Source organism: Mesobacillus subterraneus (genome assembly GCF_023715485.1).
GTDB lineage: Bacteria > Bacillota > Bacilli > Bacillales > Cytobacillaceae > Mesobacillus > Mesobacillus subterraneus_B.
The window spans coordinates 56245-68269 of record NZ_JAMBOF010000009.1 but is presented as its reverse complement, the minus strand read 5'-3'; the positions used below and the strand labels follow the sequence as shown (position 1 = coordinate 68269).

Annotated in this window: 11 protein-coding genes; all 11 read left to right on the top strand. The window is 42.1% G+C overall.

The features are described from left to right. Positions 1-13 precede the first annotated feature (13 nt). The 11 genes from sucD to fliE all read left to right on the top strand — a co-directional run bounded on the left by sucD (position 14) and on the right by fliE (position 12021). A complete protein-coding gene (sucD, locus tag M3204_RS14465; RefSeq protein ID WP_251483011.1) occupies positions 14-916 on the top strand; it encodes a succinate--CoA ligase subunit alpha in 903 nt (300 codons plus the stop codon). A gap of 183 nt (positions 917-1099) precedes the next feature. Next, positions 1100-1960 carry a DNA-processing protein DprA gene (gene dprA / locus M3204_RS14460; protein WP_251483010.1) on the top strand — a complete coding sequence of 287 codons (861 nt, stop codon included), beginning with the start codon at positions 1100-1102 and terminating at the stop codon, positions 1958-1960. A 329-nt stretch (positions 1961-2289) separates the two neighbouring features. Next, positions 2290-4365 carry a type I DNA topoisomerase gene (topA, locus tag M3204_RS14455; protein ID WP_251483009.1) on the top strand — a complete coding sequence of 692 codons (2076 nt, stop codon included), beginning with the start codon at positions 2290-2292 and terminating at the stop codon, positions 4363-4365. A 397-nt stretch (positions 4366-4762) separates the two neighbouring features. After that, on the top strand, positions 4763-6070 hold the full coding sequence (trmFO, locus tag M3204_RS14450) for an FADH(2)-oxidizing methylenetetrahydrofolate--tRNA-(uracil(54)-C(5))-methyltransferase TrmFO (RefSeq protein WP_251483008.1): 1308 nt from the start codon (positions 4763-4765) through the stop codon (positions 6068-6070). A gap of 60 nt (positions 6071-6130) precedes the next feature. Beyond that, the gene (xerC, locus tag M3204_RS14445) at positions 6131-7033 is read left to right on the top strand and encodes a tyrosine recombinase XerC (RefSeq protein ID WP_251483007.1); all 903 of its coding nucleotides are present in this window, start codon (positions 6131-6133) and stop codon (positions 7031-7033) included. A 20-nt stretch (positions 7034-7053) separates the two neighbouring features. Continuing rightward, positions 7054-7596, top strand: a complete 543-nt coding sequence (hslV, locus tag M3204_RS14440) for an ATP-dependent protease subunit HslV (RefSeq protein WP_251483006.1) — start codon at positions 7054-7056, stop codon at positions 7594-7596. 19 nt (positions 7597-7615) lie between these two features. Next, positions 7616-9019: an HslU--HslV peptidase ATPase subunit gene (hslU, locus tag M3204_RS14435; protein ID WP_285856959.1), complete on the top strand. Its 1404-nt coding sequence runs from the start codon at positions 7616-7618 to the stop codon at positions 9017-9019. A gap of 130 nt (positions 9020-9149) precedes the next feature. After that, positions 9150-9929, top strand: coding sequence for a GTP-sensing pleiotropic transcriptional regulator CodY (gene codY / locus M3204_RS14430; protein ID WP_251483005.1), 780 nt, complete (start codon positions 9150-9152; stop codon positions 9927-9929). A gap of 918 nt (positions 9930-10847) precedes the next feature. Then, positions 10848-11243: a flagellar basal body rod protein FlgB gene (gene flgB, locus M3204_RS14425; protein WP_251483004.1), complete on the top strand. Its 396-nt coding sequence runs from the start codon at positions 10848-10850 to the stop codon at positions 11241-11243. A gap of 2 nt (positions 11244-11245) precedes the next feature. Beyond that, entirely contained in the window at positions 11246-11695 is a 450-nt protein-coding gene (gene flgC, locus M3204_RS14420; protein ID WP_251483003.1) for a flagellar basal body rod protein FlgC, read from the top strand. 14 nt (positions 11696-11709) lie between these two features. Next, complete coding sequence (gene fliE / locus M3204_RS14415; protein ID WP_435367726.1) at positions 11710-12021, top strand: flagellar hook-basal body complex protein FliE; 312 nt, start codon at positions 11710-11712, stop codon at positions 12019-12021. Positions 12022-12025: the final 4 nt, after the last annotated feature.

Genomic DNA, 12025 nt, shown 5'->3' with positions numbered 1-12025 from the left:
GAGAGAATTTGACGTGAGCGTATTCATTAATAAAGATACAAAGGTCATTGTTCAAGGTATTACGGGTTCTACAGCCCTTTTCCATACAAAACAAATGCTTGAATATGGTACAAAAATTGTTGGAGGAACATCTCCAGGCAAAGGCGGCTCTGAAGTCGAAGGCGTCCCTGTATTCAATACAGTGAAGGAAGCTGTCGATGCTACAGGCGCTAATGCATCTGTAATCTATGTTCCTGCACCATTCGCTGCCGATGCAATCATTGAAGCAGTGGATGCTGAACTAGATTTAGCAATCTGTATCACTGAACACATTCCAGTGCTTGATATGGTCAAGGTTAAGCGTTATATGGAAGGCAAGAAAACCCGTCTCGTCGGCCCTAACTGCCCGGGTGTTATCACTCCTGAAGAGTGCAAAATCGGCATCATGCCTGGATATATCCATACAAAAGGCCATGTAGGCGTTGTATCCCGTTCTGGAACATTGACTTACGAAGCTGTACATCAATTGACACAAGCTGGGATTGGCCAAACTACGGCAGTAGGTATTGGTGGAGACCCAGTAAACGGAACAAACTTCATCGATGTCTTACATGCATTCAATGAAGATCCGGAAACATATGCTGTTATCATGATCGGTGAAATCGGTGGTACTGCAGAAGAAGAAGCGGCTGAATGGGTCAAGGCTAACATGACAAAGCCAGTTGTCGGCTTCATCGGCGGAAGAACTGCACCTCCAGGAAAGCGCATGGGCCATGCTGGTGCGATCATTTCAGGAGGCAAGGGTACAGCTGACGAAAAGATCCGCGTGATGAACGAATGCGGCATCAAAGTTGCTGACACTCCATCTGTAATGGGTGAAACTCTGATTGGTGTATTGAAAGAGCAAGGTCTGTACGATAAGTGTAAAACTCACTAAAAATAGGATTAGGAACAGTCCCTCTATATAGAGGGGCTGTTTATTAATCCTTAGGTGAAATTTACGGTTCTAGTCGATGTTGGCATTAATTTGTCTGGAATGAAATGCAAACCGTCTGGAACGGAAATATCAGACATCTATAACAGTGCCGATCCTTAAAAAACTTATCATGGGGGAAGGAATTTGGACTATCTTGCCAAGAAACTGATCCATCTCGTCCACAGCAAGCATTCTAGCTGGAAATCAATTTATTCAATTCTTAAAGCTGATTCTGGGCTGAATAATTTATATGAAGAAAAATACTATACTTCTCTATTTGCACAACAAAACCATCTTCTAAGCAATCTCCATGAAATTCCTGTCGATAAAATTCTTTCCGAATACTCCTCACAAAACATCCATCTAATTACCATTTTCGATGATAACTATCCAGAAAGGCTGAAAACAATCTATCAACCACCATGGGTTCTCTTTGCCAAAGGTGATATGTCATTGCTGAATTATCAGCAAAGCCTTGCGGTGGTTGGTTCCAGGAAAGCCTCAGAATATGGACTTAAAGCAATTGAATACTTATTTTCAGAGCTGGTTGAAAAGGGGATCTTGATCGTTAGCGGCCTAGCAAGGGGAATTGATGCACATGCCCATAAAACAGCAATCAGGCTGGGAGGTAGAACAACCGGGGTGATTGCTGGCGGGTTCAGCAACATTTATCCGAAGGAAAATCTAAAACTGGCAGGGTATATGATGGAAAAACAGCTTGTCATATCTGAATACCCGCCTTCAACGCCTCCGGAAAAATGGCATTTTCCGATGAGGAACAGGATTATAAGCGGACTTTCTATGGGTACACTTGTAATTGAAGCCAGGAAAAAGAGCGGCTCCTTGATTACAGCTGAATTCGCCCTGAATGAAGGCAGGGAAGTCTTCGCGGTTCCGGGCAGCATTTTGACTCCTAATAGTGATGGCGTCCATGATTTGATCCAGCAGGGGGCGAAATTGATAAAAAATCCTCAGGAGATTTTAGAGGAACTGCAAATATTATAATGAAAATCTATATATATATTGCATAAGGCTGTTTTTCGCATAGATTGTTAATTTTCTCACCAAGTTTTCCTTCCGAATATTGCCCTATGGGATTTTTATTTTTGAATGATTTTCTATATTAGAACTTCCTATTTATCAAATTTTTTTATTTTTAAACAAAATTTACTACAAAAAGGTTGAAATAATTTGCATTCTGTTATACATTTTGCATCAGGTATTTTAAAATACCCAAATAAGATGAAAACGTTTTCTTTGTGGTACAATTTGACAATGTGAATCTTGGTAGACCATAATAATGATAATTTTAAACCTCTAAGGAGGACAATTGGATGTCGGATTTTTTAGTAATCGTCGAATCGCCTGCCAAGGCAAAGACGATTGAGCGTTATTTAGGAAAAAAGTATAAGGTTAGAGCTTCCATGGGCCATTTGCGAGATTTGCCAAAGAGCCAGATGGGTGTCGATATAGAAAATAATTATGATCCAAAATACATTACCATCAGGGGAAAAGGTCCTGTACTGAAAGAATTGAAGACTGCGGCTAAAAAAGCGAAGAAAATCTACCTCGCGGCTGACCCCGACAGAGAAGGGGAAGCGATTGCCTGGCACCTGGCTCACACTCTCAATGTAGATATTCATTCAGATTGCAGGGTTGTTTTCAATGAGATTACGAAGGATGCTATTAAGGAATCCTTTAAGCACCCGCGCTCAATCAACATGGACCTGGTTGATGCACAGCAGGCTCGAAGGGTGTTAGACAGGCTTGTAGGATATAATATCAGTCCTATTCTCTGGAAAAAAGTGAAAAAAGGCCTCAGCGCTGGACGTGTTCAATCCGTTGCTATGAGGATGATTATTGACAGGGAAAATGAAATCAAGGCATTCGTCCCAGAAGAATACTGGACAATCGGTGCTGATTTTTTAAAGGGAAAGGCTGCATTTGAGGCTTCCTTTTATGGTATTGATTCTGAAAAAGCAGAATTGAAGACAGAAGAAGATATTAAAAATATCCTGAATCAAATAAAGGGTAATAAATTCACAGTAGCATCAGTAACGAAAAAGGAGCGCAGGCGCAACCCTGCGCCTCCATTCATTACGTCCTCTTTACAGCAGGAAGCGGCACGCAAGCTGAACTTCCGTGCAAAAAAGACAATGATGCTCGCTCAGCAGCTTTATGAAGGCATTGATCTGGGTAAAGAAGGGACTGTCGGATTAATCACATATATGAGAACCGACTCCACGAGAATTTCTGAGGTTGCCCAGACTGAAGCACGCCAGTATATCAGTAATGAGTTTGGCGAGAATTTCATACAGACAGAAGCGAAAAAAGAAAAGAAGCAAACAAACGCACAGGATGCACATGAAGCTATCAGGCCTACGAGCACAATGAAAGTGCCGGATACTCTCAAGGAATTTCTCTCCAAGGATCAGTTTAGACTTTACAAACTGATTTGGGAACGATTTATTGCAAGCCAGATGGCCCCTGCCGTCATGGATACAATGAGCGTTGATCTAAAGAATGGCAATGTTGTTTTCAGGGCGACTGGTTCAAAGGTGAAATTCCCAGGATTCATGAAAGTGTATGTGGAAAGCTCTGATGACCAGGTTGAAGAAAAGGATAAACTCCTTCCGGATCTAAAGGAAGGGGACGAGGTCACCAAGAAAGATATCGAACCGAAGCAGCACTTTACTCAGCCTCCGCCGAGGTATACAGAGTCAAGGCTGGTCAGGACACTGGAAGAGTTAGGTATTGGCCGTCCATCCACTTTTGCGCCAACCCTGGATACAATCCAGAAAAGAGGATATGTAACCCTGGATAATAAACGGTTTGTTCCAACAGAACTTGGGGAAGTCATTCACGAACTGATGATAGAATTCTTCCCGGGCATTGTTGACCTCGAGTTTACTGCGAAAATGGAGCAGGACCTTGATAATGTCGAAGAGGGAAAAGTAAATTGGGTTAATGTCATAGACGGATTTTACCGGGATTTTGAGAAGCATCTCAAAATTGCCGAAAAGGAAATGCAGGAAATTGAGATCAAGGATGAACCTGCAGGCGAGGACTGTGACCAATGCGGAGCCCCAATGGTATTCAAAATGGGAAGATACGGAAAGTTCATGGCCTGCAGCAATTTCCCTGATTGCAGAAATACCAAAGCGATTGTCAAAGATATTGGAGTTAAATGCCCTAAGTGTGAGGAAGGCAATATCATCGAGCGCAAAAGCAAAAAGCGCCGAATCTTTTATGGCTGCGACCGCTTCCCTGAGTGTGATTTTCTTTCTTGGGATAAGCCGCTTGCCCGTAAATGCCCTAAATGCGATAAGATGCTTGTCGAGAAGAAACTCAAAAAAGGTGTTCAGGTCCAATGTACCGAATGCGACTACAAAGAAGAACCACAAAGCTAGAGTGAGCCCTGTGCTCACTCTTTGTGTTTTGTTGGAGTTATAAAATGTCTGGAGACAGTACTGTCCCATCGAAGTCGTTCCGGTCCATCCAGGGAAGGCTGAAAAATCGACTTCACCTGATGGCCCTCCGGTGCTTGTTCGGGGATGCCCAAGGCGCATCCGCTATTCGCTTTTGAAACTTTTTTCTTTCTTTTTCGTAAACTAAAGTGCAAAATGATACAAGTATCAGGGTAAAGTAAGTAAGAATGAAGTATATAATAGAAGATTTATGTACAGGCAGATGGTATAATTAATCTTTTGAAAAGGCTGTTGTAATAATAACGCACTAAACGACCAGCGTAGAAACATTCTTTTTCAAACTATTGTATTTTTTAAATAGCTACTGGAGGAAATAGATATGACTGAAGCAAGAGTAAATGTCGTTGGTGCCGGACTGGCCGGAAGCGAAGCTGCGTGGCAGCTTGCGGAAAGAGGCATCAAAGTTAACTTGTATGAGATGAGGCCTGTTAAGCAAACTCCGGCTCACCATACAGATAAATTCGCTGAACTCGTCTGCAGCAATTCTTTGCGCGCAAACACATTAACGAATGCAGTAGGGGTATTAAAGGAAGAGATGAGGAAGCTTGACTCCGTTATCATTGGAGCGGCAGATGCTTGTGCTGTTCCCGCAGGAGGGGCTTTGGCTGTAGACCGCCATGAGTTTGCTGCATATGTGACTGATCGAGTAAAAGGGCACCCAAACGTTACTGTTTTAAATGAAGAAGTGACTCGAATTCCCGATGGCCCTACCGTCATTGCTACTGGTCCTTTAACTAGTCCGGCTTTGTCAGAGCAGTTGAAGGAGCTTACAGGTGAAGAATATCTTTATTTTTATGATGCAGCGGCACCGATTATCGAGAAAGATAGTATCGATATGGATAAGGTTTACCTTAAATCAAGATATGATAAAGGGGAGGCTGCCTATCTTAACTGTCCGATGACAGAAGAGGAATTTGATCGCTTCTACGAGGCTTTGATTGCAGCAGAAACAGTACCGCTAAAAGAATTCGAAAAAGAAATTTTCTTTGAGGGCTGCATGCCAATCGAAGTTATGGCACAAAGGGGAAGAAAGACGATGCTTTTTGGTCCCTTGAAGCCAGTTGGACTTGAAGATCCGAAAACAGGAAAGCGTCCATTTGCTGTAATACAGCTAAGGCAGGATGATGCTGCGGGAACACTCTACAATATTGTTGGCTTCCAGACGCATTTAAAATGGGGACCTCAAAAAGAAGTGCTACAGCTTATTCCTGGACTCGAAAATGCTGAAATCGTCCGCTATGGTGTAATGCACCGTAATACCTTCGTCAATTCGCCGAAGGTGCTTAAGGCGACATATCAATTCAGGAACAGAGAAGACCTTTTCTTTGCTGGACAAATGACAGGTGTTGAGGGCTATGTAGAATCAGCTGCAAGCGGCCTGGTTGCCGGAATTAATGCTGCCCGCCTGGTAAAAGGTGAGGAACCAGTAGAATTCCCTCATGAAACAGCAATGGGAAGTATGGCTCGTTATATTACAACAACCAATGCGAAAAACTTCCAGCCAATGAACGCTAATTTTGGACTTTTTCCTGAGCTGCCGGAAAAAATCAAAGGCAAACAAGAACGCAACGAAAAGCACGCTTCCAGAGCGTTGGAAACAATTCAGAAATTTGTGAAAAATTTGTAATTTTTATTGCGAGGGCTATTCAAATATGTTACTATTTAGTAGCCCTTGTGAGGTGAAAAGATGGAAGCAAATGTGAACAATTCTTTAAAGTTATTTATTGAATATTTACAAATCGAGAAAAATTACTCACAATATACAATTGAACATTATCAACATGATATTAGGGAATTTTTTTTGTTCATGTCTGAACAAGGACTGACTGATTTGGGAGATGTTGAATACTCTGATACAAGAATTTATCTTACAAAACTATTTGACCAGCAGCTTTCCAGAAAGTCTGTGGCGCGCAAGATTTCATGTATGCGCAGTTTTTATAAATTCTTGTTGCGGGAAAAAATCGTCGAGGATAATCCTTTCTCGCTTGTTTCAATCCCGAAATTAGAAAAGCGCCTGCCGGATTTTTTTTACGAAGAGGAACTATCCCAGCTATTTAATGCTTGTGAGACTGAAACTGCTTTAGGAAGAAGGAATAAAGCGATTCTTGAACTTCTTTATGCGACAGGAATCCGTGTCGGCGAATGCTGTAAAATCCAGATGAAAGACATAGATTTATCTCTGTCGACTGTTTTAGTTCACGGTAAAAGGAAAAAAGAGAGGTATGTGCCTTTCGGCAGCTTTGCTCATGATGCGCTTGACGAGTACATAAAGAATGGAAGATCAGAACTTCTGAAGGACAAAGGCGATCATGGTTATTTATTTGTTAATTTCCGAGGCGGACCACTGACGGACCGCGGCATCAGGGATATCTTAAATAAATTGATCGAAAACTCTGCTCTGACGGGTAAGATCCATCCTCATAAACTGCGCCATTCATTTGCGACTCATATGATGAGCAACGGAGCGGACATGAGGACCGTACAAGAATTGCTGGGCCATGCGTTTCTATCTTCGACGCAAGTCTACACCCATGTTACAAAAGAGCATTTACGGAATATTTATATGTCACATCACCCGAGGGCGTAAGCCAGAAGGAGGACGAAAGAATGTCAGAATTCCACGCTACAACGATATTTGCTGTTCAGCATAAAGGCCAATGCGCCATGTCAGGCGATGGCCAGGTAACCTTTGGAAATGCAGTAGTGATGAAACACACAGCGAAGAAGGTTAGAAAGTTGTTTAATGGTAAAGTGATTGCCGGATTTGCTGGTTCTGTTGCCGATGCCTTTACTTTGTTTGAGATGTTCGAAGGGAAGCTTGAGGAATTCAACGGGAATCTCCAGAGAGCGGCCGTTGAACTTGCTAAGCAATGGCGAAGCGATAAAGTTCTTAGAAGGCTTGAAGCTATGTTGATCGTCATGAACGAAACACATATGCTGCTTATATCAGGGACTGGAGAAGTAATCGAGCCTGATGACGGTATTCTTGCGATCGGATCGGGCGGCAACTATGCGTTGTCTGCAGGCCGTGCATTAAAACAATATGCTGGCGACCATCTGACTGCGAAGGAAATCGCGAAATCGTCTTTGGAAATTGCTGCTGACATTTGTGTTTATACAAATCACAATATTATCGTAGAAGAACTGTAACGGAAAAGGAGTGTTCAGATTGAAACAAATGACCAATTTAACTCCAAGGCAAATCGTGGAAAGGCTTGATCAGTACATTGTCGGCCAGAAGGATGCTAAAAAAGCTGTTGCAGTCGCTCTAAGAAATAGATACCGCAGGGGCTTGCTCGCAGAAAACATCAGAGATGAAGTTATTCCTAAAAATATCTTGATGATAGGGCCTACAGGGGTAGGTAAAACAGAAATTGCCAGAAGGATGGCAAAGCTGGTCGGTGCCCCATTTATAAAGGTTGAAGCGACCAAATTCACTGAAGTTGGTTATGTCGGCCGCGATGTTGAGTCTATGGTCAGGGACCTTGTTGAAACATCGGTAAGGCTTGTTAAAGAGGAAAAGATGCAGCGTGTTAAAGAGCCTGCTGAAGAAAATGCAAACCGCCGATTAATTGAGCTGCTCGTACCATCAGCGAAAAAATCAGTGAATTATAAAAATCCACTGGAAATGCTGTTTGGCGGAGGCGGCCAGTCTGAACAGGAAACAAACCAGCCAGAAGACCTGGGATTATATGAGAAGCGCAAAATAATCAAACAGAAGCTTGAGCTTGGCGAGCTTGAAGATGAGTTGATCACTGTAGAAGTGGAAGAACAGGCTCCTTCGATGTTCGACATGCTCCAGGGGTCAGGCATGGAACAAATGGGCATGAACATGCAGGATGCCTTGGGCGGCTTAATGCCCAAAAAACACAAGAAACGCAAGCTGGCCGTTCGTGAGGCTAGAAAGGTCTTGATCAACGAAGAAGCCCAAAAGCTTATCGATATGGATGAAGTTACCCAGGAAGCTACATCACGCGCTGAGCAGGCTGGAATTATCTTTATTGATGAAATCGACAAGATTGCCAGCAAGAATTCTGGCAGTTCCAGTGCTGATGTGTCGCGCGAAGGCGTCCAGAGAGATATCCTGCCGGTTGTCGAAGGATCCACGGTAAACACAAAATACGGACCAGTTAAAACTGACCATATTTTATTCATTGCCGCGGGGGCATTCCATATGGCAAAACCTTCTGATTTGATACCGGAGCTGCAAGGCCGATTCCCGATCAGAGTGGAGCTTACCAAGTTAACAGTAGAGGATTTTTACAGAATACTGGTAGAGCCTGACAATGCGCTTACAAAGCAATATCAAGCTTTATTGGAAACTGAAGGTATACAAATTGAATTTTCTGACGATGCTATTCGTAAGATTGCTGAAGTCGCGTTTGAAGTTAACCAGAATACGGATAATATCGGTGCGAGAAGACTCCAGACAATATTGGAAAAACTTCTTGAAGATCTTAGCTTCGAGGCACCGGATATCAATTTGGAAAAAGTCGCGATCACTCCTCAATATGTAGAGGAAAAGCTGGGAGTTATTTCACGCGATAAAGACTTAAGCCAATTCATATTATAATGGTTTACCGTTTTAGTGCATTTGCAAAAGGGTAGACAAATAAAGGCTGCCTATTGTGCTTAAGTGTTGAAATAAGCCAGTGATTAAAAATAAATGTATTTTTTGTTGAAGCAAATAGGAGGAAGAAATAATGGACTTACTATCAAAAACTAGAAAGATTAACGCCCTGCTCCAAAAAGCTGCCGGCAAACCGGTAAACTTTAAAGAAATGTCCGAAACACTGAGTGAAGTAATCGAAGCAAACATCTTTGTCGTGAGCCGCAGAGGGAAACTTTTGGGCTTCGCGATCAACCAGCAAATCGAAAACGAGCGCATGGTGAAGATGCTTGAAGACCGACAATTCCCAGAAGAGTACACAAAGAACCTTTTCAACGTCCAGGAAACATCACCAAACCTTGATGTGAACAGTGAATACACTGCTTTTCCGGTTGAGAACAAGGACCTATTCAAAAATGGCTTAACGACTATCGTGCCGATTATCGGCGGCGGTGAGCGTCTTGGAACTTTGATACTTGCGCGTCTTGAAGAACAGTTCCACGATGATGACCTTATCCTTGGAGAATATGGCGCAACTGTTGTAGGTATGGAAATCCTTCGTGAAAAAGCTGAGGAAATTGAAGATGAAGCTCGCAGCAAAGCGGTCGTCCAAATGGCGATTAGCTCTCTTTCATATAGTGAGCTTGAAGCGATTGAACATATATTTGAAGAACTTAACGGTAAAGAAGGCCTGCTAGTTGCTTCAAAAATCGCTGACAGAGTGGGTATCACTCGTTCCGTGATCGTTAACGCTCTACGCAAGCTTGAAAGTGCTGGCGTAATCGAATCTCGTTCCCTTGGAATGAAAGGAACATATATCAAAGTATTGAATGATAAATTCCTTTTTGAACTTGAGAAGCTTAAAAACAACTAAATAAGTGCCAAAAACCCGCTGGATGCCAGCGGGTTTTTTTAGTCTTTAGGAAATTAAAAAATTATTTAGTTGTGGATAACTACATGTAGTATTCTCAATCCAGCTCCAGCGCCTAACCCCTCGAGTCGCTTGTCTAGCTTCGGCTCCTAACTCCTCGAGACGCTTCGGTCCTGCTAATGAAGTCAAAGAACGACTTCACTGTCAGGCCCTCCAGCGCTTGTCGGAGTTGGGCAGTCGCCTCCGCTTTTCGGATTGTCTAGTGTCGCCTCTTAGAAACTCCGAAACTTCAACTCCATCGGCAGAAGAAAAAAACGCTTCTTTGTCGGAGTCACCAGTTTCTGCGTTTCTGGACAGTCGGCTATGCATTTCGATTTCGGTCCGCCCAATGAAGTCAAGAAGACTTCACCGGTCGGCCCTCCGATGGACACGATGTACTAGACCCGCCAGCCACAGGAAGGGGCGTTCTTGAAGGGCAGCGCTTGTCGGGTTGAACGAGGCGCTTGCGCTTTTTGTTCCTGTCTTTATTACAATTATATTTCTCTTCTTTTACAAAGCCCAAAACAAAAAAGGTTTTTTTCACAAAAATTCACAAAGAACTAAGAAATATATTCCGGTTTTATAGGAGAATATTCCTCGGTCGCTTGAGGTGAATTCTTCTGCAGATAATTCTTTTTAACCAATTGTAATCAGTTTATTGCTAATATATTTGTATGATATTTATAGAAATATAAAATACAGTAAATTAATAGGTCTTTTAACCTATTTTGAAAAATGAGCACTATGCATGATAAAAATTAACTGAAAGTACATAGACAGATTATTTCAGATTCTTTACAATTAGGGATATAATGACGAATTTCAGCAATGTATTACAAAATTCAGCAAAATTTACAGTAAAGCATTAGTGAGGTGCAAAAATTGAAGTTGTTTTCGAACACGGTATCAACCTTAGAAAATGCGTTGAACTATTCTTCTGCAAAGCAAAAAGTAATTTCGCAGAATATCGCGAATGTTGATACACCGAATTATAAAGCGAAAGATGTATCCTTTAAAGCGGCGTTTGAGCAGGCACTAGGCCAGTCTTTTCAAGCGAATAGATCTGATGCCCGCCATTTTGAATTTGGCAGCAGAGTGAGCAGTGGGCCAGCGATGGTAACAAAGAAAAATGTGAATTATAACGAAAATGGGAATAGTGTTGATTTGGATAAAGAAATGGCCGACCTGGCGACGAACCAAATCTATTATAATGCGCTGACTGAAAGAATTAATGGGAAATTTAATTCCCTCCAATCGGTCATACGGGGTGGTAAGTAAATATGACAATTTTTCATAGCATGAATACAACAGCATCTGCATTGACTGCTCAGCGCCTAAGAATGGATGTAATTTCATCAAATATGGCAAATGTTGATTCCACCAGAGGAGTTAATGGGGAGCCATACCGAAGGAAAATGGTCGTTTTGGAACCAAAGGGAGGAAGTTTTTCTTCATTTCTGAATAAAGCGATGGGGAATTCAGCAGATGGTGGGGCTGGAAACGGGGTTAAGGTAACCAGAATTATGGACGATAATGAAACACCATTAAAAATGGTTTTTGATCCTGAACATCCAGATGCAAATGCTGAAGGCTATGTTGAATATCCTAATGTTGACCCTCTAAGGGAAATGGTGGACTTAATCAGTGCTACCCGTTCATACGAAGCGAATGTCACAGTGTTTAACGCTTCAAAAGGAATGATGATGAAAGCTCTTGAAATTGGCAAGTAAGGAGAGAAACATAAATGAATACAGCGGGAATTAATTCTGTTAGCCAAATGGTCAGGCCATTTGAAATAAAAGGGCCTACCTCTACACCTACACCATACGAAGCACAAAAAAGTTTTTCGTCCGTACTTAAGCAATCAATTGAAAATTTAAATCAATCACAGCTTCAATCGGATGCAATGACAGAAAAATTGGCACGTGGTGAGAATGTTGACCTGCACCAAGTAATGATTACAAGCCAAAAAGCCAGCATAACAATGCAGGCTACCCTAGAAGTGCGAAACAAAGTGATTGAAGCTTACCAGGAAATGATGAGAATGCAAGTTTAATAAT

Excerpts from the sequence above, each read along its gene's own strand:
- topA (WP_251483009.1), top strand. The coding sequence starts at position 2,290 with ATGTCGGATTTTTTAGTAATCGTCGAATCGCCTGCCAAGGCAAAGACG.
- trmFO (WP_251483008.1), top strand. The coding sequence starts at position 4,763 with ATGACTGAAGCAAGAGTAAATGTCGTTGGTGCCGGACTGGCCGGAAGC.
- xerC (WP_251483007.1), top strand. The coding sequence starts at position 6,131 with ATGGAAGCAAATGTGAACAATTCTTTAAAGTTATTTATTGAATATTTA.
- hslV (WP_251483006.1), top strand. The coding sequence starts at position 7,054 with ATGTCAGAATTCCACGCTACAACGATATTTGCTGTTCAGCATAAAGGC.
- codY (WP_251483005.1), top strand. The coding sequence starts at position 9,150 with ATGGACTTACTATCAAAAACTAGAAAGATTAACGCCCTGCTCCAAAAA.
- flgC (WP_251483003.1), top strand. The coding sequence starts at position 11,246 with ATGACAATTTTTCATAGCATGAATACAACAGCATCTGCATTGACTGCT.
- fliE (WP_435367726.1), top strand. The coding sequence starts at position 11,710 with ATGAATACAGCGGGAATTAATTCTGTTAGCCAAATGGTCAGGCCATTT.